Origin of the sequence: Duganella radicis (assembly GCF_009720825.1) — a bacterium.
GTDB classification, from domain to species: Bacteria; Pseudomonadota; Gammaproteobacteria; order Burkholderiales; family Burkholderiaceae_D; genus Rugamonas; species Rugamonas radicis.
This window is the reverse complement of the sequence record NZ_WNKY01000029.1, coordinates 26,253-49,518: the sequence shown is the minus strand read 5'-3', so window position 1 is coordinate 49,518 and position 23,266 is coordinate 26,253. Positions and strand designations below refer to the sequence as shown.

Below are 23,266 nucleotides of genomic sequence, written 5' to 3'. Positions count from 1 at the left end.
TCAGCCTTTCGCCGGTTCTTCAGACTTGGCCTGCGCCGACGGCGGCAGCTTGACCGCCGCCCCGGGCTTCAGGCTTTCCAGACGCGAGACGATCACGTGCGAACCCTGCTGCAAGCCTTCCAGCACTTCGGCGTAACCTTCGTCCTCATTGCGCAGGCCCAGCTTGACCGGCTGCGAAATCAGCTTGCCCTGATCGACCTTGTAGACGATCTGCTGGCCGTTCTTGTCGCTGCGCAGCGCGGCCAGCGGAACGATGGGCGCCACCGCCGAGCGGTCGGTGACGACGCTGCCCTTGGCGAACATGCCGGCGCGCAGGGCGCTGTCGTCGTTCTTGACCGAGATGTAGACCAGCATGGCGCGCGAGCCGGTTTCAGTGGCAGGATTGATGCGCGCCACCTTGCCGTGGAAGTCGCGCTGGGCGTAGCCGTCGACGCGGAACTTCACATCCTGCCCGACCTTCACGCGCGGGATTTCGGAGGCCGGCACCTGCGCCTCCAGCGTCAGCTCGGACAGGTTGACGATGCTGTACACCGGCATGTCCGGCGCCAGCTTTTCGCCGGCCTGCACGTGGCGCTTGCTGATCACGCCGTCGATCGGCGCCTTGATCACGCCGTCGTTGAGGGCGATGCGGGCGATGTCCACCATGGCGGCCGCCGACTTCACGGCCGCGCGCGCCAGATCGACCGAGTTCTGGGTCGAGTCGTAGGCGTTTTGCGAGATGTATTTCTGCTTGAGCAGGGCCTGGCTGTTGGTTTCGTTCTTGCTGGCCATGGCCAGCTTGGCCTGCGCTTCATCCAGCATGGCCTGCTGCTGTTGCAGGCGGGCGCGCAGGTCGGCCTGGTCGATGCGGGCCAGCACCTGGCCGGCGTGCACCGCCATGCCTTCCTGCACCGTGGTGGCTTCCACCACGCCCGAGACCTTGGACTTGATGGTGGCCGAACTCAGGGGCGCCAGCGAGCCGGATAAGGGCAAGCTGACCGCCAATGACCGGGCGTCGACGGCGGCGACATCGCCGGTCGACAGTTCGAAGACGTCTTTCTTTTCCTTGGCCGCCGCGGCCGTTTCCGGGGCAGGGGCGGGCGCGGCGGCGTGCTTGCCGTGCAGGACGGCCCAGCCGCCACCGGCCAGCGCGATCACGATAGCGGCCGCTACCGGCTTGCGCCAGCGTTGATTGCGCACGGTGGGCTGGGTGTATGGGGGAAGGGTTTCAAGTTTCATATCGTTCTTCTAATCAGGATTGCGCATGATGTCACTTTAGTCAGTTGCAAGAGTGACAGCCAGTGAAATGCGATAGGCGGCGAAAAACCGCGCCTGAAATGCAGAAAAACGAGATTGGCGGTGCTTTAGTGCAAACGCAGCCTTACCAGTACCTGACCGTGGTCGGAGGCTTCCGGCTGCTGTGGTTGCAGATGCTGGTTGAGGTAGCTGACCTGCACCACTTCGCCCAGCACATGGCGCGAGGCCGGGTGGAATTCCTCCGACACCAGCACATGATCGATGGTGGCGTGACGGCCTTCGTGGGTGATGGTGTAGCCGCCGTCGCCGCGCTGTTCCTGGCCGGATTGCAGATGGCGGCAGTCGAACAGCTGGCCGTGCAGCTCCTCGCCCGGCTCGCAGGCGCCGCCGGCACCCATGACGATGGTGGTGGTGACAGCGTCGACCGTGTCGTTGAAATCGCCCAGCACCACGCGCGGACGGCGCTCCACCTTGTCCATGGCGCTCAGCAGGGCGCGCAGGGCCACCGCCTCGGTGCCGCGCCGGATCAGCGAGCGCAGGTTGGCCTGGGCGTGCAGCATGGGATCGTCCCCCACGTCGCCGTTGCGGTAATCGGGGCGCTTGGATTTCAGGTGGATCACCACCACGTCGACAATCTGCTCGTTCGGCAGTACCACTTGCGCGTGCAGCGGCGCGCGGGCGAAGCGGTCGGCGTCGCGGCTGCCTTCGGGCAGGGCCACGCCCTCGGGAAACATGATGTAAGCCTGGGCCGGGGCGGCCAGCGGCAGGCGGGTGATCAACGCCACCTCCGGCGTCAGGCGCGGTGCGCCGGTGACGGGATCGGGCGGCGGCTCAAAGCCGGCCAGGGTGGCGTCGCGGTAGCGCTGGCTGCGGGCCATGACGTCGCGCAGGGCGGCCAGCGAGAAGATTTCCTGCAAGCCGATCACATCGGCGTCGAGCGCATCGAGCTGCTGTGCGGTCCAGGCGACTTTCGCTTCGTACCCGGCCTCGGTCAGGGGCGCCAGATTGTCGTACAATTTCGCCCCAGGCTGGGAAAGATTGCATACATTGAAAGTGGCAAAGCGAATTTCCTGCTGCATAATGGACAACTCCCCCAGATTCACACCATGGCCAAAAAAGAGCATATCTCCGAAACCCCAGCCACCCAGATGCTGCGCAAGCACAAGGTGGCCTTCACCGAGCACCCCTACGACTACGAGGAGCACGGCGGCACCGGCGTGTCCTCGCGCGAGCTGGGCGTCGACGAGCACCACGTGGTCAAGACGCTGGTGATGCAGGACGAAGCCGCTAAACCTTTAATTGTGCTGATGCATGGCGATTGCAAGGTCTCGACCAAGAATCTTGCCCGCAACATCGGCTGCAAGTCCGTCGAACCGTGCAAGCCGGAAGTGGCTTCGCGCCACAGCGGCTACATGATCGGCGGGACCTCGCCGTTCGGCACCAGGAAAACCATGCCGGTGTATGTGGAGGATAGCATCCTTGCGCTGGAAACGATTTATATCAATGGCGGCAGGCGCGGTTATCTGGTCGGCATCAAGCCCGCCGTGTTGACTGAGCTGCTGAACGCCCGGCCGGTGCATTGCGCGCTGGCCGAGTAAGGCTGTATATTCAGCGGCCCCGCGTGCGGCCCAGAACGATAAATAGAGGAAAAGATGAATACAGTTTGGATGACCGTGGCCGCTTACCTGATCGGCTCGATCTCGTTTGCCGTCGTCAGCAGCAAGTTGTTCGGCCTGGCCGATCCCCGTACCTATGGCTCGAAAAATCCGGGCGCCACCAATGTGTTGCGAAGTGGCAACAAGGGCGCGGCCATCGCCACCCTGATCGGCGATGCGCTCAAGGGCTGGGTCGCGGTGTGGCTGGCGATCCGCTTCCAGGAAAAATTGAACATCGGTGACGCCACCATCGCGCTGGTGGCGATCGCGGTGTTCCTCGGCCACCTGTGGCCGGTGTTCTTCCGCTTTGTCGGTGGCAAGGGCGTGGCGACTGCGGCGGGTGTGCTGCTGGGCTTGAATCCTTGGCTGGGCGTCGCCACCTTGGTGACCTGGCTGGCGGTTGCGTTCGCCTTCCGCTACTCGTCGCTGGCAGCGCTGGTAGCGGCCGTGTTCGCACCGTTCTATTATGGATTATTGTTTGGCGTGGAGCCGCAGCTGGCTGCCGTGGCCGCCATGAGCGCGCTGCTGGTGTTCCGCCATTCGAAAAATATCTCCAACCTGATCGCAGGCAAGGAGAGCCGCATCGGCAGTAAAGCGAAAGGCAAGTAAAAAAATGGCAACTCCCCTGAAAATTGATTTTGTCTCCGACGTGTCGTGCCCATGGTGCGCCATCGGCCTGAGCTCGCTGGACAAGGCGCTGGCCGCCATCGGCGACGAGGCCGAAGTAAGCATCCACTTCCAGCCGTTTGAGCTGAACGCCAACATGCCGCCGGAAGGCCAGGACATCGGCGAGCACCTGACCGAGAAATACGGCTCGACCGCCGAGCAGCAGCAACAGGCGCGCGAGATGATCCGCGCGCGCGGCGCCGAAGTCGGCTTCGATTTCGCCATGGACAAGCGCGGCCGCATCTACAACACGTTCGACGCGCACCGCCTGCTGCACTGGGCCGGCTTGCAAGGCAAGCAGAAGGAGTTGAAGCAGGCGCTGTTCAAGGCCTATTTCTCGCAGGGGCTGGACCCGAGCGCGCATGAGGTGCTGATCTACCTGGCCGGCGAAGTGGGCCTGGACAAGGAGGCGGCGCGGCAGGTGCTGCATTCGGGCGAGTACGGTCCGGAGGTGCGCGAGGCGGAGCAATTCTTCCAGCGCCATGGCATCAATTCGGTGCCGGCCGTGATCATCAACGAGCGCCACCTGATTTCCGGCGGCCAGCCGGCGGCCGTGTTCGAGCGCGCGCTGCGCGAGATTATGGCCAAGGCGTAAAAAGTCGCGGTCCCGGCTCTTGTTTTGCTATAAACTCCTTGGGTAAAAAAGATAAGATTCTTGTCACTCTACTCAGGGAGGCCCATGCTGGCCGTAGAAAAAGTTCATACGCTGCATATTGCTCGTCCTCAGGCGGACCAATTCCGGCTCGCCGCGCTGCATCGTTATCACATCCTCGACACCCCCGCCTGCGAAGATTTCAGCTTCCTGACTGAGCTGGCGACCAAAGTTTGCGAAGTGCCTTACGCCTTCATCTCGCTGGTCGACGCCGACCGCGTGTGGATCAAATCCTGTTCCGGCATGCAGATGGGCGAACTGCCGCGCGGCGAGAGCTACTGCTCGCTGGCGGTGCTGGGCGATGCCGCCACCGAAATCCCTGACCTGAGCGCGGACCCGCGCACCGCGCACATGACGCTGACCGTCGGCGAGCCGCACATGCGCATGTACAGCAGCGTGGCGCTGACGTCCTCGGACGGTCATGCCATCGGCACGCTGTGCGTGATGGACACCAAGCCGGGCCGCCTGAGCGACGACCAGCGCGCCACGCTGGCCAAGCTGGCGCGCCAGGTGATGGCGCTGATCGAACTGCGCTCCAACGAGCGCAATCTGGAGGCGGCGGTGCGCGAGCTGGAGCTGCTGGCCACCACCGACGAGCTGACCGGCCTGCACAACCGCCGCTCGCTGCTGCACCGCCTGAAATTTGAAGTGGCGCGTTCGCGCCGTTTCCGTGCGCCGTTGTCGGCGCTGATGATCGACATCGATCACTTCAAGAAAATCAACGATGAATACGGCCATGTGGTGGGCGACCATGTGCTGGCCAATGTCGGCCGCCTGCTGCGCGAGAACGTGCGCGTGATTGACATGCCGAGCCGCTACGGCGGCGAGGAGCTGTGTGTGATTTTGCCAAATACGCCGGTGGAGGGCGCCTGCAAGCTGGCCGAAACACTGCGTGCGAAAATTGAAGCGCAGCTGCACGCGGCGGGTGCGCGCCAGTTCCGGATCACGGCCAGCATCGGCGTGGGTTCGTTCAATCATATGGAAATCGACGATGCGGAAGGCTTGCTTAAGCAGGCCGATGACGCGCTGTACCGCGCCAAGCGCGCCGGCCGCAATCGTGTGGAGTGCGGGTCCGACTGAAAGGAGAGTGTCATGCCTACTGCCAGCTGGAATGGCGTCGTCATCGCGCAAGCGAATGATGACGAAGTCGAAATCGTGGAAAACAATGTCTACTTTCCGCCGTCGAGCGTGAAGCGGGAGTACCTGCAAGCGAGCAGCCACACCTCGCGTTGTCCGTGGAAAGGCCTGGCCAGCTATTACTCGCTGAACGTCAACGGCAAGATCAACGAAAACGCCGCCTGGTATTACCCGGAGCCTTCCGAGAAAGCCGCGCAGATCAAGGACCATGTGGCCTTCTGGCGCGGCGTTGAGGTGCAGCGCTAGTTGGATAACATCACCCATAGCATTATCGGCTTTGGCGTTGGCGAGCTTGTGCATCGCAGCTTGCCGGCGGAGCCCGAGGCACTGGCGCAGCGGGTGCGGCATCGGCTGTTGCTGGTGTCGTGTGCGCTGGCCAGTAACTTTCCTGATCTCGATCTGTTCCTGACCAGGTTGTTGCCCGATCCCTTGGGCTATCTGCTCAATCATCGCGGACATACGCATACTGCCTTGTGGGCGCTGCCGCAGGCTTTGCTGCTGGCGGCTTTGTTGTGGCTATGCTGGCCGGCGGCACGTTCCTTGTTGCGCTCCAGCGGCGCCGCGCGGCTTGGGCTGGCGATCAGCGTGGGCGTGGGCTTCGCGCTGCATTTGCTGATGGACTTCACCAATTCGTATGGCGTGCATCCCTGGTATCCCTTCGACGGGCGCTGGTTTTATGGCGACATGGTGTTCATCATCGAGCCGCTGTTCTGGGTGGCGATTGGCGTGCCGATGGCGCTCATCATGCGCTGGCGCGTGCTGCGCGTGGCCGGGCTGCTGGCCTTGTTCGCGGCGCTGGTGTTCTTTGCCGCGCGTGGTTATCTGGGATGGATCTCGTTTGCGGCGCTGCTGTTGATTGCTGCCGCTTGCGGCGCGGCGCAGTGGCGCGCGGGCGAGCAGGGGCGCGGCGGCCTGCTGCTGGCGCTGGGCATCAGTGCGGGCTTCATCGCGGTGCAGGGCGTGGCTTCGCATGCGGGCAGGGCGCAGATTACGGCAGACTTGCAGCGTGCCGATCCCGCGTCGCGCGTGCTGGATGTGGCGATGACGGCGTTCCCGTCGCAGCCGCTGTGCTGGGCCTATGTGAGCTTCGAGAGCAATGGCGCACAGTATCGCTTGCGGCGCGGCGTCGCCAGTGCGGCGCCGGCGTGGCTGGCGGCCGATGCCTGTCCCGCCGGCCTGCGAGAGCCGACGCAAACGGTGAGCGGCAGCGTACAGGAGTTGCGCGCGCTGAAAGCCGCCAATTGCCAGGTCGACGCCTGGCTGCGCTTTGGCCGCATGCCGATACTGGCGAACGGCGTGCTGTCCGATTATCGCTTCGCCACCACGCCGCGCGGGAATTTCACTTCGCTGCCGGTTGCGAAAGAAGCCCCATGCCCGCAAGGTGTGCCGGCATGGGGCTATCCGCGCGCGGACTTGTTTTAGGCGGCCTGCTTTAACACATCGTCATGGTCGGTGGAGAGGGCCACGTCCAGCCATTCGGCCATCTCTTTTTCCACGAACTGGTTTTTGGCGCGCACGCGCTGCACGGTGTCCGAGCCCAGTTGCAGGCGTACCGGCGGCGTGTCGCTGTCGGCCAGTTGCAGCAGGGCGCCGGCCAGCTTGAGCGGATCACCCGGCTGCGCGTGGTTGGCGCCGGCCGCGAAGTCGCGCATCGCACCCACCGTCGCGGCGTAGGAATCGATGCGCTCGCGCGTGGCCACCAGCGAGGAGACGTCGAGGAAGTCGGTGCGGAAGAAGCCCGGCTCCACCACCGTCACCTTGATGCCCAGCGGTTCCAGCTCCATCGCCATCGCCTCGCTCAGGCCTTCCACCGCAAACTTGGTCGAGCCGTACACGCCCCAGCCGGCGTAGGAGGAATAGCCGCCCACCGACGAGATGTTGATCACATGGCCGCTGCCTTGCTTGCGCATCACCGGCAGCACGGCGCGGCTGACGTTCAACAGGCCGAAGACGTTGGTCTCGTACAGCGCCCGCACTTCCTCGGCGTTGGCTTCCTCCACCGCGCCCAGCAAGCCGTAGCCGGCGTTGTTGACCAACACGTCGATGCGGCCGAAGCGCGCTACCGCCTGCTGCGCGGCGACCACGGCTTGCGCCTCCAGTTTCACATCCAGGCGCAGCGCCAGCAGGTTGGGATGTTCGCCCAGCGCCGCGGTCACGGCTTGCGGATCGCGCGCGGTGGCCACAACGAAGTCGCCGCGCTCCAGCGCTTTTTGCGCCGTCAGTACGCCAAAGCCACGCGATGCACCGGTGATGAACCATACTTTTTTCATGATGACTTCCTTTCGAGGTGAGTTGATGGAGCCCAGTTTAGGCCGTGTCAACCTGCTACACTAGCCATAGGAAAGCTGTTTGATTTTCATCTATTGGTTGATAATATGGATAAAGCCCGGGTCATCAGTCTGTTCATCGGCGTGGTGCGCGCCAAGAGTTTCAGCCAGGCGGCGGTGGATGCCGGCCTGACGCCGCAAGCGGTCAGCAAGGCCGTGCGGCAGCTGGAGGAGCATCTCGGGGTGCGCCTGTTCCACCGTACCACGCGCAGCCTCAGCCTCACCGACGATGGCGCGCGCCTGTTCGAGCTGGCCAATCCCGGCCTGCGCCTGCTGGATGAGGCGCTGGACCAGATCCAGAGCAGCCGGCTGGAGGTCGATGGCCTGATCCGGGTGGTCGCGCCCATGTCGATCGGCATCGCCATCATCGTGCCGCTGTTGCGGGAGTTCCAGCAGCGCTACCCCGGCGCCCACTTCGACATGCAGCTGGACGACCATTTCACCGATCTGGTGGAAAGCAGGATCGACGTCGGCTTCCGCGCCGGCAGCCCGCCCGAGCGCAACCTCATTTCGCGCAAACTGGGCGAGATCACGCTGCTGACCTGCGCCGCGCCATCCTATCTCGAAAGGCACGGCACGCCGCGCACGGTGGCCGATCTGGCCGGACACCGCTGTACCGGTTTCCGCCTGCCCAGCACCGGCCGCCTGATGCCGTGGGAATTCCATGTCGACGGCGCCACGGTCTACCAGGACGTGCCGGTGGTGGCCAGTTTCAATACGGTGGAGGGGGAGCTGACGGCGGTGCGCAGCGGCTTGGGCATCGGTCAGATGCCGGTCTTCATGATTGAACGCGAACTGGCCAGCGGCGCGCTGGCGCCGCTGCTGACCAACACCATCACCGCCAACAACGGCGTGTTCATGTACTACCAGCAGCGTACGCAGATGCCGCTGCGGGTACGGCACTTCATCGATTTCGTCTTGGAGCAGGCGCCGTTGCGGCTACAGGCGCAGCGCGAGGCTATCCATTCCGCCAAGGGAAGATAAGCCGGTTGACGGTGCGTATGTGCACGGTTTTGGCGCCGGATGCGTTATATCGTGTGGCTACTTCGCCACAAAAGCGCCTAGAATCAAGCTGTATAGGCTGCTTTCTGCCTATTTGGTTGGCACAACAATTGCATTGCCCTCCAGAAAGGACGATGATCAATTCATATGGAGGCTGTTATGAATACCGTAACTGAAAAAGACAACAAAACCGCAGTACATCACGAATCGCCGGCCGATGAGCATCGCCTGCGCAGCGAACGCATTGCCGCCCGTGGCGTCAGCCTGGGCAGCGGCAAAGCCAAATACCTGATCCCGCTGGTCGGCCTGGCCGTGCTGGCAGGTATGGCGTTCGCCTCGAATTAAATGACCTTGAGCTCGTCCAGCGGCCAGCGCGGCCGCACATTGAACGAGTAATCCTTTTTCGCGGCGTCCGGGTTGATCATCAAGCGCATGGCCCCGGCGAAGGCGATCATTGCGCCGTTATCGGTGCAGAACTCCAGTTCCGGGTAGTAGACCTTGAACTTCTTTTTGGCCGCGGCCGCGTTCAGCGAGGCGCGCAATTGCGTGTTCGCGCCCACGCCGCCGGCGATCACCAGCCGCTTGAGGCCGGTGTGCTTGATCGCGGACACGCATTTCGCGGTCAGCACGTCAACGATGGCGTCGACGAAGCCGCGCGCGATGTTGGCCTTGTCCTGCTCGCAGATGTTGGCGACGACTTTTTCCTCGTGGTTCTTCACCACCGTCAGCACCGCCGTTTTCAGGCCGGAGAAGCTGAAATTGAAATCCTTGGTGTGCTTCATCGGGCGCGGCAGCTGGTAAGCGTCCGGATCGCCGAATTCGGCCAGGCGCGAAATCGCCGGGCCGCCCGGATAGCCCAGACCCAGCAGCTTGGCCGATTTGTCGAAGGCTTCGCCGGCGGCATCGTCCAGCGTCTCGCCCAGCAGGGTGTACTGGCCGACGCCGTCCACCCGCATCAGCTGGGTGTGGCCGCCCGAGACCAGCAGGGCGATGAACGGAAATTCCGGCGGCTGCGAGGCCAGCAGCGGCGACAGCAGATGGCCTTCGAGGTGGTGCACGCCCAGCACCGGCTTGTCCAGCGCCAGCCCGAGGCTGCACGCCACCGACGAACCGACCAGCAGCGCGCCGGCCAGGCCCGGGCCTTGGGTGTAGGCGATGGCGTCGATGTCTTGCGGCGTCTTGCCGGCTTGTTCCAGCGTCTGCGTCAGCAGCGGGATGGCGCGGCGGATGTGGTCGCGCGAGGCCAGTTCCGGCACCACGCCACCGTATTCCTCGTGCATGGCCACCTGCGAGTGCAGGGCATGGGACAGCAGGCCGTGTTGCGTGTCGTACAACGCCAGGCCGGTTTCGTCGCAGGAGGATTCAACGCCAAGAACGATCATGGAAGCAGCAGAAATCAAAAGGGGAATCCGCCATTGTAATGGAAATGGCGGGCAAGCATGCACCAGCGCGGTGCCCAAGGGGCGGATTTCGATGGCATCGCTTTTGCTTGACCGTGGCGAGGAGGAGCCATGGACAGACAATGGAAACTGATATGCAAATTGAAGGATGTGCCGCTGGGTGGCGGCGTGCGCCTGGTGCCGCGCGGGCTGGCGTGGCAGGAACTGCCGGGCGTGGCCCTGTTCCGCACCGGCGAGGCAAGCGTGCATGCCGTGCTCGACTGCGATAGCGCGCGGCGTTATTCGGTGAAGGTGGAAGGCGTGAAGGTCTATCTCGACCTGGAGGAGTTGAGTGCCCCCGCCAGCCTGGCCGAAGCGGCGCTGGCGGGGCAGTCCGGTGTCGCCACCAGTCTGGTGGCTTACTGCTATTGATTACGGACGGTTTTTCAGCTGCTGATGGGCATCGCGCAGCATCTTTTCGGTGGTTTCCCAGTCGATGCAGCCGTCCGTGACCGAGCAGCCGTACACCAGCTGGCTCAGGTCGGCCGGGATCTTCTGATTGCCGCCGACGATGTTGGACTCGATCATCACGCCCACCAGCGACTTGTTGCCCTGCACGATCTGGTGGATGACATCGGCCATCACCAGCGGTTGCAGCTCGGGTTTCTTGTAGCTGTTGGCGTGCGAGCAGTCGACCACCAGGTTGGCCGGCAGCTTGGCCTTGGCCAGCGACTGTTCGGCAATCGCGATCGACACCGAATCGTAGTTCGGACGGCCGTCGCCGCCGCGCAGCACCACGTGGCCGTAGGCGTTGCCGCGGGTGCGCACGATCGACACATTGCCCTGCGCATTGATGCCCAGGAAGGAGTGCGGGTGGGCCGACGACAGAATCGCGTTGATGGCGATGCCGATGTCGCCATCGGTGCCGTTCTTGAAGCCGACCGGGGTCGACAGGCCGGACGACATTTCGCGGTGGGTTTGCGACTCGGTGGTGCGGGCGCCGATGGCGGTCCAGGCGATCAGGTCGCCCAGGTATTGCGGCGAGATCGGGTCCAGCGCCTCGGTGGCGGTGGGCAGGCCCAGTTCGCACACGTCCAGCAGGAACTGGCGGGCTTTTTCCATGCCGACGTTGACGCGGAAGGAGTCGTCCATGTCCGGATCATTGATGTAGCCCTTCCAGCCGGTGGTGGTGCGCGGCTTTTCGAAATACACGCGCATCACCAGCAGCATGGTGTCGGCCACTTCGGCTTGCAGGGCCTTCAGGCGGCGGGCATAGTCCAGGCCGGCTACCGGGTCGTGGATCGAGCACGGGCCCACCACCACGAACAGGCGCTGGTCCTTGCGGTCGATGATGTTGCGCAGGGCTTCGCGGCCCTTCATCACGGTGTCGGAGGCGGCGTCGGTCAGCGGCAGCTTGCTGTGCAAGGCTTCCGGCGACGGCATCGGCGCAAACGAGGTGACGTTGACGTTTTCAATGTCTGGGGAAATCATGGTCTCTACAGTTGTATTCATTTCGGGGGACAGATAGTGTAGCCGAAATGCGCCGTAGTGGTTTAAGCTGCTGCCATGACGACCACATTCGACCCATTCCCGGCCGCCCGCTTCATCAAGGAAATCGGCCGCGGCAAGAACGGCGCCCGCAGCATGACGCGCGACGACGCCCACGATCTTTATCAAGCCATGCTCGACGGCCGCGTCTCCGATCTGGAGCTGGGCGGGATTTTGCTGTCGATGCGCATCAAGGGCGAGTCGGTGGAGGAGATCGCCGGCTTCCTCGATGCGGCCGAGGCCAGTTTCGAACCCTTCAACGCGCCGCCGGGCCAGTTCGCGCCGGTGGTGATCCCGACCTACAACGGCGCGCGCAAGATGGCCAACCTGACCGCGCTGCTGGCCCTGCTGCTGGCGCGCGAGGGCGTGCCGGTGCTGGTGCACGGCGTGGCGACCGATGTCGGCCGGGTGGCCACGGCGGAGGTGCTGGCGGGGCTGGGCGTGCCGGCGGCGCGCCATCGCTCGGAGGCGGAGGAGGCCATGTCGCAGGGCAAGCCGGCCTTTATCACCATCGAGACCATGGCGCCCAAGCTGGCGCATATGCTGTCGCTGCGACGTATCCTCGGCGTGCGCAATTCGACGCATACGCTGGTCAAGATCATGCAGCCGTTCGCCGGGCCGGCGCTGCGGCTGGTGTCGTACACCCACCCGGAGTATCTGGAGATGCTGGGCGAGTACTTCACCACGGCCGCCCTGCACGAGCGCGGCGATGCCTTCCTGATGCGCGGCACGGAGGGCGAGACGGTGGCCAACGCCAACAAGGCGCAGCAGATCGACTGGTTCCATGGCGGTCTGCGCACCACGCTGGTGCCCAAGCAGACGCTGGTGGGCGAACTGCCGCTGCTGCCCGAGAACAAGGATGCCGCCACCACGGCCGCGTGGATAGAGTCGGTGCTGAAAGGCGAGGTGCCGGTGCCGCCGCCGATCGCGGAACAGGTGGCGCAGTGCCTGCTGGTCTCGCGCACGGTGGCCTCGCGCCAGCATGTGAGCGAGCCGATAGCGTAAAATCTCGCCCCTTCACTGATCTGACGGGAACAACATGGCAAAGTTTGATGTAGCGGTAATCGGCGCGGGCGCGGCCGGGATGATGTGCGCGGCCACCGCCGCCCAGCGCGGCCTGCGTGTGGTGCTGATCGACCACGCCGCCAAGCTGGCCGAGAAAATCCGCATCTCGGGCGGCGGCCGCTGCAATTTCACCAACATCAACGCCGGCCCGGCCAACTTCCTGTCGGAGAATCCACACTTCTGCAAGAGCGCCCTGTCGCGCTACACGCCGCAAGACTTCCTCGCGCTGGTGAAGAGACACCGCATCGGCTACCACGAGAAGCACAAGGGCCAGCTGTTCTGCGACGATTCCGCCGAGCAGATCATCGACATGCTGAAAGACGAATGCGCCGCCGGCGATGTGCACTGGCGCATGCCGTGCAAGGTCGAATCGCTGGCGCAGGGCGAGGCAGGCTTCGTGCTGCAAACCGACAGCGGCGTGATCGAAGCGCCCAGCGTGGTGATCGCCACCGGCGGCCTGTCGATCCCGAAAATCGGCGCCACCGACTTCGGCTACCGCATCGCCGGGCAGTTCGCGCTGCGCATGGTCGAGCCGCGCCCGGCGCTGGTGCCGCTGACCTTCGATGCGCAGCAATGGGCGCCATTCGTGGAAATGGCCGGCATCGCGCTGGAAGTCGACGTGGAAACCGGTTCGCTGAAAGGCCGCAATCCAAGCGGCGCGCGCTTCCGGGAAGACTTGCTGTTCACCCATCGCGGCCTGTCCGGCCCGGCGATCCTGCAAATTTCTTCGTACTGGCAGCCGGGCACGCCTATCGTCATCAACCTGCTGCCGGAACTGGACCTGGCCGCCACGCTGATCGAAGGCAAGAACACCATCAAGAAACAGCTGGGCAACGTGCTGGCGCAATGGCTGCCCACCCGTCTGGCGGAAGGCTTGCTGCTGGCCCATGGTTTCGCGCTGGACGCCCGCCTGGCCGACCTGCCGGACGCGCAACTGCGCAAGCTGGGCGCCGCCATCAACCAATGGTCCCTGACGCCCAACGGTTCCGAAGGCTACAAGAAAGCCGAAGTCACGCGCGGCGGCATCGACACCCGCGAACTGTCGCAGCAAACCATGATGGCGACCAAGGTGCCGGGCCTGTATTTCATCGGAGAGACGGTGGACGTGACTGGGTGGCTGGGAGGCTACAACTTCCAGTGGGCCTGGGCTTCCGGTGTGGCGGCCGGTCAAGCGGTTTGATATACTAACAGTCTGCACGTTGTTGTTTTTCCTAGGAAAGCCGCATGGCAGGCCGTGTTCAACGGCCTTGGGCTTCCATTTTCCGGAAAAAGATGCTATAGTCTCTGTCTCCCTATAACCTCCAACGGTTTGAATTTTTACATGACCACTATCCGCCTTAAAGAAAACGAGCCGTTCGAAGTCGCAATGCGTCGCTTCAAACGCACCATCGAAAAAACCGGTCTGCTGACCGAACTGCGCGCACGCGAGTTCTACGAAAAGCCAACCGCAGAACGCAAGCGCAAGCTGGCTGCTGCTGTTAAGCGTCACTACAAGCGTATCCGCAGCCAACAGCTGCCGAAAAAACTCTTCTAAGATTGCTTACGCAGACAACCTGGCGCATGCCGGTTGTATTTAGCGGCATCTAAGAGAACACCCGCTCCGGCTTTCCAGCCTGTGGCGGGTTTTCGCATTTTTACTCCACTATTTTCCGAAAGAAACGTCATGGGCTTGAAAGCACAGATTACCGAAGACATGAAAACCGCCATGCGCGCCAAGGAAGCCGGCCGCTTGGCGACCATCCGCCTGATCCTGGCGGAAATCAAGCGCAAGGAAGTGGATGAGCAGATCGAAGTCGACGATGCCCAGACCGTGGCCATCGTGGAAAAAATGATCAAGCAGCGCAAGGATTCCATCACCCAGTTCGAAGCCGGCGGCCGCGCCGATCTGGCGGACATCGAAAAGGCCGAACTGGCCGTGCTGAGCGCCTACATGCCGGCCGGCCTGTCGGACGAGGAAATCGCCGCCGCCGTGGCCGCCGCCGTGGCCGCCTCGGGCGCCGCCGGTCCGCAGGACATGGGCAAGGTCATGGGCATCGTCAAGCCGAAGCTGGCTGGCCGCGCCGATATGACCGTGGTGTCCGCACTGGTGAAAAAAGCGCTGTCCCCGGCAGCCTGAGCAAGTTAAGCAAGTCCCGCCGCCGTGGTTTGATGCGCGTCAAAGCGCGTCGGCCGCGGCGGTATAGTCTGATCTACAACAAGACCGTTCAGCCCTGTGATCCCACAAACTTTCATCGCCGATTTGTTGAACCGCGTCGATATCGTCGACGTTGTCGGACGTTATGTGCAGCTGAAAAAAGGCGGCGCGAACTTCATGGGCCTGTGCCCGTTCCACAATGAAAAGTCGCCCAGCTTCACGGTCAGCCCGACCAAGCAGTTCTATCACTGCTTCGGCTGCGGCGCGCATGGCACCTCGATCGGTTTCATGATCGAATATTCCGGCATGGGCTTTGTCGATGCCGTCAAAGAGCTGGCGCAAAGCGTCGGCATGGTGGTGCCTGAGCAGGATGACAAGATTCCACCGGCGCAGCGCGCGCAAATGCAGGCCCAGACCCTGGCCCTGACCGACGCCATGACCCGCGCCAGCGACTTTTTCAAGCTGCAACTGCGCAGCGCGCCCAACGCCATCGCCTACCTGAAGAATCGCGGCCTGACCGGCGAAATCGCCGCCCGCTTCGGCCTCGGCTACGCGCCGCCGGGCTGGGACAACCTACGCTCGGTGTTTCCCGACTACGACGCCGTGGTGCTGGCCGAATCCGGTCTGGTGATCGACCGCGTGGACGAGGACGGCGGCAACAAGAAACGCTACGACCGCTTCCGCGAGCGCGTCATGTTCCCGATCAAAAACACCAAGGGCCAGGTGATCGCCTTCGGCGGCCGGGTGCTGGATCAGGGCGAACCGAAGTACTTGAATTCCCCGGAAACGCCTTTATTTTCAAAGGGCCACGAGCTGTATGGCTTGTTCGAGGCGCGCCAGGCGATCCGCGATGCGGGGTATGTGCTGGTGACGGAAGGGTATATGGATGTGGTGGCGCTGGCGCAAATGGGTTTCCCGCAAGCTGTGGCGACCCTCGGTACCGCCTGCACCACCAATCACGTGCAGAAGCTGTTGCGTCAGACCGACACGGTGATCTTCAGTTTCGACGGCGACAAGGCCGGCCGCCGCGCCGCGCGGCGCGCGCTGGAAGCCTGTCTGCCGCACGTGACGGACAACAAGACCATCAAGTTCCTGTTCCTGCCGACCGAGCACGATCCGGACAGCTACGTCCGCGCCTACGGCAAGGAAGCGTTCGAGCAGGAGATTCAGGAAGCCATGCCGCTGTCGCAATTCCTGATCAAGGAAGCGGTAGGCGAGCATGACATGAGCAGTCCGGAAGGCCGGGCCCGCGCCCAGTTCGACGCCAAGCCCATGCTGCAAGCGATGACGCCGACCGCGCTGCGCCTGCAAATCGTGCATGCGCTGGCGCAGGTGAGCATGACCTCGACCTACGAGATCGAATCGCTGTTCGAGCTGTCCAAGCCGGTGGCGCCGGCCAAGATCGCGCCGCCGAAAAGCGGGCGGCCGCAGCCGAAAGGGCTGGAATTGCAGATCATGCGCCTGCTGGTGGCGCACCCGTCGCTGGCGCTGGACGTCGATGCGGCGGCGCTGGCGGCCTTCCAGTATTTTGGCGCGGAGCCGGGCGAGCGGCTGGCGCAGCTGGTGGCTTCGGCGCAGATGCTGGGAGAAAGTGGGAATTTCGCGGCATTTGCCCAGCATTTGAAGTCGCAGGGCGAGGAGTACGACAGCATCATCGCCGAGATCGTCAAGGAGCCGGAATCGGAGCGCGACACCGAACGGCAGGTGCTGCGGGCGGCCATCCGCCAGGTCAAGCACGACGCGCTCAAGCAGGAGTTGAGCCAGCTGTTCGCCTCCGGCCTCACCTCCGACGAGATCGGCGTGCGCTACCGCGAGCTGACCGCCCAGCAAGACCAGTTGCTGCGCGAGGCGCAAGCCGAACTGCCGGGCGGCCGCTGAAGTTGTTGGGTGTTTTGTGGCGTAATGTTTCTGTCATTGTTCCAGCGGGGGAGGTGCCGGTCTTCCCTCTGGAAATTGAAAAGTGACGTGCTATAATAAAACGCTAAGTGTTGTAATTTTTGGCATCGTTTTTCTGTTCAGAGTGTGTTTGTTTTCAGTGAGTTAGGCTCTTGATCGACGCGGAAGGACGGGTGTCGGCGGCCAGGGCCAGCTTTGGTTAAGCAACGAGTCTGTTTGCTATCTAACCTAGTCACGGTTTCTTGCCCCCACGCACGTGTCTGATGCAGTAGAATTCTTCGGAGTTCTATAGAGTGAGGTCGGCCTGACCCAGGTGTAAGTAAGTCGTAGTATTGTCGGACTTGTGTAGTCGGCAAGTTCGAAGACGTAGTGATCCCGGAGGGATCGAAACTTTATCCGTAATCGAAAGCGCCTGTGCCAATCAAGAAACCTGAATCCAAAGCGGCTGACAAGCCGACTAAAGTGAGCGCTAAATCCGCCAAAACGGCGGACAAGCCGGAGACGCGCGTAGCCAGCAAACCGCCTGCGGTCAGCCAGACCACGGACGCCGCCGCATTGGCCGCGATTGACACCTCGGGTTATGTGCTGCCTTCGGTCAAAGTGCCGGGCCGGCGCGGGCGCAAACCGAAAGAATTCCAGCCTGAGAACGACGAAGTCGCCGCGCTCAACGCGGTCGAACGCGCCGAGCTCAAGGCCGTCGACAAGGCCAAGGCCAAGGACCGCAAGGCCAAGGAAAAGGCCTTGCTCAAGGACGCCTTCTCGTCCGACACCGAGGCCACCGAGGAAGAACTCGAACGCCGCCGCCAGAAACTCAAGACCCTGATCAAGTTCGGCAAGGAACGCGGCTTCCTCACCTACGCCGAGATCAACGACCACCTGCCGGACAATATCGTCGATCCGGAAGCGATCGAAGGCATCATCGGCACCTTCAACGACATGGGCATCGCCGTGTACGAGCACGCGCCCGATGCCGAGACGCTGCTGCTGTCCGACAATGTCGCCACCGTCACCAGCGATGACGAAGCCGAGGCCGCCGCCGAGGCGGCGCTGTCCACCGTCGACTCCGATTTCGGCCGCACCACCGATCCGGTCCGCATGTACATGCGCGAAATGGGCTCGGTCGAGCTGCTGACGCGCGAGGGCGAGATTGAAATCGCCAAGCGCATCGAAGACGGCCTGAAAGACATGATCCAGGCGATTTCCGCCTGCCCGGTGACGATTGCTGAAATCATCGCCGCCTCCGACCGTATCCGCGCCGACGAAATCAAGATCGACGAGATCGTCGACGGCCTGGTCGACGACAACGAGGAGGCCGCCGCCCCGGCGCCGGCCGCCGCCTCGGACGAAGACGAGGAAGAAGAGGAAGAGGAAGAAGAGGAAGAAGAGGAGGAGGAAGAAGCCAGCCCTTCGGGCGCTGCGGCGGGCTACTCGGCCGAACAGCTGGAAGCCATGAAGGCGGCCTCGCTGGAAAAATTCGACGTCATCTCCCTGCAATTCGACAAGATGCGGCGCGCCTTCGAAAAAGAGGGCTACAACTCGAAAGCCTATGTGAAAGCGCAGGAAGCGATTTCGCAAGAGCTGCTGGGCATCCGCTTCACCGCCAAGGTGGTCGAGAAGCTGTGCGACACCCTGCGCGGCCAGGTGGACGAGGTGCGCCACATCGAGAAGCAGATTCTGGACGTGGCCGTGAACAAGTGCGGCATGCCGCGCGCCCACTTCATCAAAGTCTTCCCGGGCAATGAAACCAATCTGGACTGGGTGGATGGCGAAGTGGCGGCCGGTCACGCCTACAGCGCGATCCTGGGCCGTAACATCCCGACCATCAAGGAGCTGCAACAGCGCCTGATCGACCTGCAGGCGCGCGTGGTGCTGCCGCTGCCGGACCTGCGCAACATCAACCGCCAGATGGCGGCCGGTGAAATGAAGGCGCGCAAGGCCAAGCGCGAAATGACCGAGGCCAACCTGCGTCTGGTGATCTCGATCGCCAAGAAATACACCAACCGCGGCCTGCAATTCCTGGATCTGATCCAGGAAGGCAACATCGGCCTGATGAAGGCGGTGGACAAGTTCGAATACCGTCGCGGCTACAAGTTCTCGACCTATGCCACGTGGTGGATTCGTCAGGCCATCACGCGCTCGATCGCCGACCAGGCGCGCACCATCCGGATTCCGGTGCACATGATCGAGACCATCAACAAGATGAACCGCATCTCGCGCCAGATCCTGCAAGAGACCGGTGCCGAGCCAGATCCGGCAACGCTGGCCATCAAGATGGAAATGCCAGAGGACAAGATCCGCAAGATCATGAAGATCGCCAAGGAACCGATCTCGATGGAGACGCCGATCGGCGACGACGACGATTCGCACCTGGGCGACTTCATCGAGGACAACAACACCCTGGCGCCGTCGGACGCGGCCCTGCATGCCTCGATGCGCGGCGTGGTGAAGGACGTGCTCGACTCCCTGACGCCGCGCGAAGCCAAAGTGCTGCGCATGCGCTTCGGCATCGAAATGTCGACCGACCACACGCTGGAAGAGGTGGGCAAACAGTTTGACGTGACGCGCGAGCGCATCCGCCAGATCGAAGCCAAAGCCCTGCGCAAGCTGCGTCATCCGAGCCGTTCGGACAAGCTGAAGAGTTTCCTGGAAGGTAACTAAGGCTTGACTGAGGTAGGCAGGAGCCTATATGCTCCCGTGTTCTTCGGGCCCTTAGCTCATGCTTGGTTAGAGCAGAGGACTCATAATCCTTTGGTGCGCGGTTCGACTCCGCGAGGGCCTACCAATAGCAAAAAGCCAACCTCGGCGAGGTTGGCTTTTTTCCGCACACTATGATCTCATTCACCCCATTCGCACCCACAGCCGCTTGCGCTGCCGCGTTGTCACGCCTGATCGCGCGCTTTCAGGCAGATCAAGCCCGTTTGCTCGGCAACGGTTACACCGAGTCGGAAGCGCGGGCGGAATTCATCGATCCTTTGCTGGCCTTGCTGGGCTGGGACATGGTCAACGCGGCAGGCCAGCCCAACAGCTTGAAGGATGTGGTGCGCGAACAGTCGCACGAGGCCAAAGGCGGCAAGGCTTCGCGGCGGCCCGATTACACCTTCCGCGTAGCGGGGGCGCGCAAGTTCTTTGTCGAGGCGAAGAAGCCGGCGGTGAATATCGTCAACCATGCGCCCAGCGCCTTGCAGGTCCGGCGCTATGGCTACACGGCGGGATTGCCGGTCTCCATCCTGACCAATTTCCGCACGCTGCGCATCTACGACACGCGGCTGGAACCGCAGGAGAGCGATGATGCGGATGTCGGTCTCATCAATAGCATTGAGCTCGACCAGCTGGATGCCGCGTTCGCGGATTTGTTCGCGCGCTTCGGCCGGGATAATGTGGTGGCCGGCGCGTTGGAACAGTATTTTGGCGGTGTGACGCCAGGCAGCATGGATGTCGGCAAGAAGTTCCTGCAACGGATTAACAGCTGGCGCGTGCGCCTGGCCAACGATTTGCTAAGCCGTGACGCCACGCTGACCGCTAACGATCTGAGCGATCTGACGCAAACGCTGATCAACCGCATCATCTTCATCCGCATGTGCGAAGACCGCGAGATCGAGCCTGACGAAACATTGCGAAGCGCCGCCCTCACGTGCGATTTCGGCGCGGTGCGCACACTGTTCAAGCAACTGGACGCTCGCTATGGCGGCGGTTTGTTTACGGTTGGGACCGATCCGTTCCAGCGCGCGCATGCCATCGACGGCCAGTTATTCCATCAGATTGTCGAGGAAGTCTATGCGCCGTTTTCGCCGTACAGTTTTGCGGTGCTGGACGCCGAATTCCTGGGGCAAGTGTATGAATTATTCCTGGCTCAGAAACTGGAAATCCGCGCAGGTGTTGTCGAATTGATCGAGTCGGCGGCGGCCGAGGTGGTGACGACGCCGCAGCTGCTGGTGGAGCAGGCGGTGCAGCGCGCTATCGCGGCACGCTGCGCATCGCAGCCGGTCGCGACACTGGGGGAGGTTCAGGCCTTGCGCCTGCTCGATATCGCTGTGGGATCGGGCCGCTTCCTGGTGCATGCGCTGGACCAGTTGGTTGACCGCGCGATTGCGGCCCTGGCTGGCAATCAGCATGATCCGCGTTTATATCCGTTGGAGCATGGCCAGTATCGCCTGCATTTCACGGTGAAGAAGGCGCTGCTGCAAGACTGCCTGTTCGGCATCGACATTGACTATAACGCGGTCGAAGTTGCGCGCTTCAATCTGATCCTCAAGCTGTTGGAGGATGAGAGTGCACAGACGCTGCCCGACGGCGGCAATCTGCTGCCAGATCTGACCGGCAATCTGTGCTGGGGAAATTCGGTGGTGGGCGATGTCCTCTGGACCGCCGACGAGCGTGAACAGCTGCTGGCCGTCAATTGGGATGCGCTGAACCTGCCGGCCGCGTTTGACGTCATTGTCGGCAACCCGCCGTATCTCAAGGCGGAGGAGATCCGCAAGCGCACACGGCTGGAATACACCTACTATAAAAATCACTATCGGACCGCCGAACGCCAGTTCGATAAATACTTTGTCTTCATTGAGCGCGCACTGAGCGCTGTGAATACGGTCGGTGCGATTGGCATGGTGGTGCCCAATAAATGGATGACCATCGAGGCCGGCGTCAATTTGCGTAGCCTGCTGTCGGCCAGGTCGGTGGTCGCGGACATCGTCGATTTCGGCAGCGAGTCCATGTTTGCCGGCAAGTCGATTTACATCTGCCTGCTGGTTCTGAAAGCGGCGGGCACGCCGCATTTCAGCTATCGCCATGTCCATGACCGGCGCGAATTCGAGCGGACGCCGGCTGCACTGGGTTTAATACAAACCTCCAGCATCCTCGGTGCGCAAGCCTGGATGGTTCCCGCCGATGTCAATGAGGACCGCGTGCTGTCCATGCTGAACCAGAACAGCTGTCCTTTGGGACGGGTCGTGGATGTGAAAAACGGCATCCAGACCAGTAAGAACGAAATCTTCGTCATCAGCGATTATCAGGACAACGGTTCGACGCTCAGCTTCACGAAAGATGGCAAGGCATGGGAGATCGAAAAGGATATCACCCGTCCCTACCTGGATGACTCCAGGCTGGGCGTGATGTCGTACCTGCCCGTCAAAGCGGATGCCGTGGTGATTTTCCCATATCGGACTGTCGCGGGGGGACTTCCCGAAGTAATACCGCCTGCGCTACTCCAGAAGCATTTTCCGCTGGCCTGGAATTACCTGTCGCATCATCAGGCGAAGCTGACTGACCGTAATGTGCTGCCCACGCCGCCGGCTGACGTCTTTTATGCGTTCGGGCGCAGGCAGGCGCTCGAAACCGTCTTCCTCAGCCCGAAAATTATTTGCACCGTGAACCAGCTGGGCGATAAATATGCCTGGGATAGCCAGGATGGTGTCGCGGTCGCGTCCGGCGGTACAGCGGGCGAGATCATGCTGTTGAACCCGCACGGCGGCTATGCGCTGGAATTCGTGCTGGGACTGCTGCATCAGCGCGCCATCGAGTTTTATGTGCGCAAGCGGGGCAGCCCGTTTGACAACGGCTACTACAGCCGGGGGACGGCGGTGATGAGCGATATCCCTGTTCCGGTGCTGAATACCGCACCGCGCGCCGCGGCGCACGATGCTATCGTTGCCAATGTCCAGAATATCATGCGCATCAGCGCCGACATGGTGAGCGCCGTCGGCCGCCAGCGCGTCCTGCTGGAGCGGGCGCTGGCAGCTCAAAAAGATGCCATGCGCGTGGAATTTGATGCCTTATGGGGATTTAGCGGCGAGCCGGAAAAACTGATCATGCCGGGCCGCGACCCGGCAGCTTAATTTCCCGTCGCGCCGTACTTGTGCAGGATACGGGTGATGGTGCCGTCGCTGCGCAGGGTTTCCAGGGCGGCGCGCCATTTGCGGCTGTCTTCTTCGGTGAAGTCGAGCGAGCCGGCCAGCCAGACGTCGTCCTGGCGGTACACGGGGCTGTAGCTGAATTCGCCGGCCTTGTTGCCGTCCATGCTGGCCGCGCTGCGGTGGGTGTCTTCGGCGCCGTAGCTGGCGTCGGCGATGCCTTTCTTGACCATGCGGATGCATTCGCGCACGGTCGCGCATTCGTCCACGTCGGTGTAGCCGGCCTCCAGCAGCAGACGCTTGTGCGGCGTGCCGCGCAGGGTGGTCAGGCGCGCATGCAGCAGCAGGGATGGATCGCTCAGCTTGCCGTTGCCTTGCAGGCCGACGAAGATGAATTTTTGCCGGTACAGTTTCGCCAGCCAGCGGTATTTGTTTTCCCGTTCGGCGGTGCGCGTCAGCGGCAGGGTCAGGGTGCGCGGCGCTACCGCCACCATGGCCAGCGCCCGCGTCCACGGATAGAACTGCACTTCCATCGGCGTGCCGACGCGCCTGGCCAAGGCCTGCGCGATTTCCACCAGCGACCCCGGGCTGTCGGTATTGCCCGCCACGGAATAGGGCGCCATGTCGCCCACCACCAGTTTCACCGGCGCCGGCTCCGCCGCCTGCGACAAGGCCGGCAGCGCGCACAGCAGGCCCAGAATGAATCGTCTTAGCCACATCGTA

Annotated in this window: 22 protein-coding genes and 1 tRNA gene; 17 read left to right on the top strand and 6 right to left on the bottom strand. The window is 62.7% G+C overall.

Features of this window, described 5'->3' with window-relative positions; translation table 11 throughout:
* The gene (locus GM676_RS21570) at positions 1-1,218 is read right to left on the bottom strand and encodes an efflux RND transporter periplasmic adaptor subunit (protein ID WP_155465992.1); all 1,218 of its coding nucleotides are present in this window, start codon (positions 1,216-1,218) and stop codon (positions 1-3) included.
* A 125-nt stretch (positions 1,219-1,343) separates the two neighbouring features.
* Positions 1,344-2,315, bottom strand: a complete 972-nt coding sequence (locus tag GM676_RS21565; protein WP_155465991.1) for an endonuclease/exonuclease/phosphatase family protein — start codon at positions 2,313-2,315, stop codon at positions 1,344-1,346.
* Positions 2,316-2,342: 27 nt separating this feature from the next.
* Here GM676_RS21565 and ybaK point away from each other — a divergent pair, with 27 nt between their 5' ends.
* From ybaK to GM676_RS21535, 6 genes are all read left to right on the top strand, one after another.
* Positions 2,343-2,834, top strand: a complete 492-nt coding sequence (ybaK, locus tag GM676_RS21560) for a Cys-tRNA(Pro) deacylase (protein WP_155465990.1) — start codon at positions 2,343-2,345, stop codon at positions 2,832-2,834.
* Between the two features lie 54 nt (positions 2,835-2,888).
* Positions 2,889-3,500: a glycerol-3-phosphate 1-O-acyltransferase PlsY gene (plsY, locus tag GM676_RS21555; protein WP_155465989.1), complete on the top strand. Its 612-nt coding sequence runs from the start codon at positions 2,889-2,891 to the stop codon at positions 3,498-3,500.
* A 4-nt stretch (positions 3,501-3,504) separates the two neighbouring features.
* Positions 3,505-4,152, top strand: coding sequence for a DsbA family oxidoreductase (locus GM676_RS21550; protein WP_155465988.1), 648 nt, complete (start codon positions 3,505-3,507; stop codon positions 4,150-4,152).
* Between the two features lie 84 nt (positions 4,153-4,236).
* Positions 4,237-5,289, top strand: a complete 1,053-nt coding sequence (locus tag GM676_RS21545) for a sensor domain-containing diguanylate cyclase (RefSeq protein WP_155465987.1) — start codon at positions 4,237-4,239, stop codon at positions 5,287-5,289.
* Positions 5,290-5,301: 12 nt separating this feature from the next.
* On the top strand, positions 5,302-5,592 hold the full coding sequence (locus tag GM676_RS21540) for a DUF427 domain-containing protein (protein ID WP_155465986.1): 291 nt from the start codon (positions 5,302-5,304) through the stop codon (positions 5,590-5,592).
* Positions 5,593-6,768 carry a metal-dependent hydrolase gene (locus tag GM676_RS21535; RefSeq protein ID WP_155465985.1) on the top strand — a complete coding sequence of 392 codons (1,176 nt, stop codon included), beginning with the start codon at positions 5,593-5,595 and terminating at the stop codon, positions 6,766-6,768. It abuts the gene before it with no gap.
* On the opposite strand, the gene GM676_RS21530 is transcribed toward GM676_RS21535, so the two are convergent.
* Positions 6,765-7,616, bottom strand: a complete 852-nt coding sequence (locus GM676_RS21530) for an oxidoreductase (protein WP_155465984.1) — start codon at positions 7,614-7,616, stop codon at positions 6,765-6,767. The genes GM676_RS21535 and GM676_RS21530 overlap by 4 nt on opposite strands.
* Before the next feature lie 105 nt (positions 7,617-7,721).
* Here GM676_RS21530 and GM676_RS21525 point away from each other — a divergent pair, with 105 nt between their 5' ends.
* Complete coding sequence (locus GM676_RS21525) at positions 7,722-8,657, top strand: LysR family transcriptional regulator (RefSeq protein ID WP_155465983.1); 936 nt, start codon at positions 7,722-7,724, stop codon at positions 8,655-8,657.
* A gap of 177 nt (positions 8,658-8,834) precedes the next feature.
* Positions 8,835-9,020, top strand: coding sequence for a hypothetical protein (locus GM676_RS21520; protein ID WP_155465982.1), 186 nt, complete (start codon positions 8,835-8,837; stop codon positions 9,018-9,020).
* Here the strand turns inward: GM676_RS21520 and tsaD are convergent.
* Complete coding sequence (tsaD, locus tag GM676_RS21515) at positions 9,017-10,057, bottom strand: tRNA (adenosine(37)-N6)-threonylcarbamoyltransferase complex transferase subunit TsaD (RefSeq protein WP_155465981.1); 1,041 nt, start codon at positions 10,055-10,057, stop codon at positions 9,017-9,019. The two genes, GM676_RS21520 and tsaD, sit on opposite strands and share 4 nt — an antisense overlap.
* A 129-nt stretch (positions 10,058-10,186) precedes the next feature.
* On the opposite strand from tsaD, the gene GM676_RS21510 reads away from it, so the two are divergent.
* Positions 10,187-10,486 carry a Rieske (2Fe-2S) protein gene (locus tag GM676_RS21510; RefSeq protein ID WP_155465980.1) on the top strand — a complete coding sequence of 100 codons (300 nt, stop codon included), beginning with the start codon at positions 10,187-10,189 and terminating at the stop codon, positions 10,484-10,486.
* Here the strand turns inward: GM676_RS21510 and GM676_RS21505 are convergent, their stop codons facing one another.
* Complete coding sequence (locus GM676_RS21505) at positions 10,487-11,545, bottom strand: 3-deoxy-7-phosphoheptulonate synthase (RefSeq protein ID WP_155465979.1); 1,059 nt, start codon at positions 11,543-11,545, stop codon at positions 10,487-10,489. It lies immediately after the preceding gene.
* A gap of 75 nt (positions 11,546-11,620) precedes the next feature.
* Here GM676_RS21505 and ybiB point away from each other — a divergent pair, with 75 nt between their 5' ends.
* From ybiB to GM676_RS21465, 8 genes are all read left to right on the top strand, one after another.
* Entirely contained in the window at positions 11,621-12,607 is a 987-nt protein-coding gene (gene ybiB, locus GM676_RS21500; RefSeq protein WP_155465978.1) for a DNA-binding protein YbiB, read from the top strand.
* 34 nt (positions 12,608-12,641) lie between these two features.
* Positions 12,642-13,847 (top strand): BaiN/RdsA family NAD(P)/FAD-dependent oxidoreductase, encoded by a 1,206-nt coding sequence (locus GM676_RS21495; RefSeq protein ID WP_155465977.1) that lies wholly within the window; start codon positions 12,642-12,644, stop codon positions 13,845-13,847.
* Positions 13,848-13,988: 141 nt separating this feature from the next.
* Complete coding sequence (gene rpsU, locus GM676_RS21490; protein WP_008451879.1) at positions 13,989-14,201, top strand: 30S ribosomal protein S21; 213 nt, start codon at positions 13,989-13,991, stop codon at positions 14,199-14,201.
* 129 nt (positions 14,202-14,330) lie between these two features.
* Positions 14,331-14,783: a GatB/YqeY domain-containing protein gene (locus GM676_RS21485; protein WP_155465976.1), complete on the top strand. Its 453-nt coding sequence runs from the start codon at positions 14,331-14,333 to the stop codon at positions 14,781-14,783.
* Positions 14,784-14,879: 96 nt separating this feature from the next.
* Positions 14,880-16,679, top strand: a complete 1,800-nt coding sequence (gene dnaG, locus GM676_RS21480) for a DNA primase (protein ID WP_371866328.1) — start codon at positions 14,880-14,882, stop codon at positions 16,677-16,679.
* Between the two features lie 480 nt (positions 16,680-17,159).
* Positions 17,160-19,355, top strand: coding sequence for an RNA polymerase sigma factor RpoD (gene rpoD, locus GM676_RS21475; protein ID WP_371866327.1), 2,196 nt, complete (start codon positions 17,160-17,162; stop codon positions 19,353-19,355).
* A 45-nt stretch (positions 19,356-19,400) separates the two neighbouring features.
* Positions 19,401-19,479: transfer RNA gene (locus tag GM676_RS21470), tRNA-Ile, on the top strand.
* Between the two features lie 94 nt (positions 19,480-19,573).
* A complete protein-coding gene (locus GM676_RS21465) occupies positions 19,574-22,528 on the top strand; it encodes an Eco57I restriction-modification methylase domain-containing protein (RefSeq protein WP_170304335.1) in 2,955 nt (984 codons plus the stop codon).
* Here the strand turns inward: GM676_RS21465 and GM676_RS21460 are convergent.
* Entirely contained in the window at positions 22,525-23,262 is a 738-nt protein-coding gene (locus GM676_RS21460; protein ID WP_155465974.1) for a substrate-binding periplasmic protein, read from the bottom strand. The two genes, GM676_RS21465 and GM676_RS21460, sit on opposite strands and share 4 nt — an antisense overlap.
* Between the last annotated feature and the right edge of the window lie 4 nt (positions 23,263-23,266).

Excerpts from the sequence above, each read along its gene's own strand:
- GM676_RS21570 (WP_155465992.1), bottom strand. The coding sequence starts at position 1,218 with ATGAAACTTGAAACCCTTCCCCCATACACCCAGCCCACCGTGCGCAAT.
- GM676_RS21565 (WP_155465991.1), bottom strand. The coding sequence starts at position 2,315 with ATGCAGCAGGAAATTCGCTTTGCCACTTTCAATGTATGCAATCTTTCC.
- ybaK (WP_155465990.1), top strand. The coding sequence starts at position 2,343 with ATGGCCAAAAAAGAGCATATCTCCGAAACCCCAGCCACCCAGATGCTG.
- plsY (WP_155465989.1), top strand. The coding sequence starts at position 2,889 with ATGAATACAGTTTGGATGACCGTGGCCGCTTACCTGATCGGCTCGATC.
- GM676_RS21550 (WP_155465988.1), top strand. The coding sequence starts at position 3,505 with ATGGCAACTCCCCTGAAAATTGATTTTGTCTCCGACGTGTCGTGCCCA.
- GM676_RS21545 (WP_155465987.1), top strand. The coding sequence starts at position 4,237 with ATGCTGGCCGTAGAAAAAGTTCATACGCTGCATATTGCTCGTCCTCAG.
- GM676_RS21540 (WP_155465986.1), top strand. The coding sequence starts at position 5,302 with ATGCCTACTGCCAGCTGGAATGGCGTCGTCATCGCGCAAGCGAATGAT.
- GM676_RS21530 (WP_155465984.1), bottom strand. The coding sequence starts at position 7,616 with ATGAAAAAAGTATGGTTCATCACCGGTGCATCGCGTGGCTTTGGCGTA.
- GM676_RS21525 (WP_155465983.1), top strand. The coding sequence starts at position 7,722 with ATGGATAAAGCCCGGGTCATCAGTCTGTTCATCGGCGTGGTGCGCGCC.
- GM676_RS21520 (WP_155465982.1), top strand. The coding sequence starts at position 8,835 with ATGAATACCGTAACTGAAAAAGACAACAAAACCGCAGTACATCACGAA.
- tsaD (WP_155465981.1), bottom strand. The coding sequence starts at position 10,057 with ATGATCGTTCTTGGCGTTGAATCCTCCTGCGACGAAACCGGCCTGGCG.
- GM676_RS21510 (WP_155465980.1), top strand. The coding sequence starts at position 10,187 with ATGGACAGACAATGGAAACTGATATGCAAATTGAAGGATGTGCCGCTG.
- GM676_RS21505 (WP_155465979.1), bottom strand. The coding sequence starts at position 11,545 with ATGATTTCCCCAGACATTGAAAACGTCAACGTCACCTCGTTTGCGCCG.
- ybiB (WP_155465978.1), top strand. The coding sequence starts at position 11,621 with ATGACGACCACATTCGACCCATTCCCGGCCGCCCGCTTCATCAAGGAA.
- GM676_RS21495 (WP_155465977.1), top strand. The coding sequence starts at position 12,642 with ATGGCAAAGTTTGATGTAGCGGTAATCGGCGCGGGCGCGGCCGGGATG.
- rpsU (WP_008451879.1), top strand. The coding sequence starts at position 13,989 with ATGACCACTATCCGCCTTAAAGAAAACGAGCCGTTCGAAGTCGCAATG.
- GM676_RS21485 (WP_155465976.1), top strand. The coding sequence starts at position 14,331 with ATGGGCTTGAAAGCACAGATTACCGAAGACATGAAAACCGCCATGCGC.
- GM676_RS21460 (WP_155465974.1), bottom strand. The coding sequence starts at position 23,262 with ATGTGGCTAAGACGATTCATTCTGGGCCTGCTGTGCGCGCTGCCGGCC.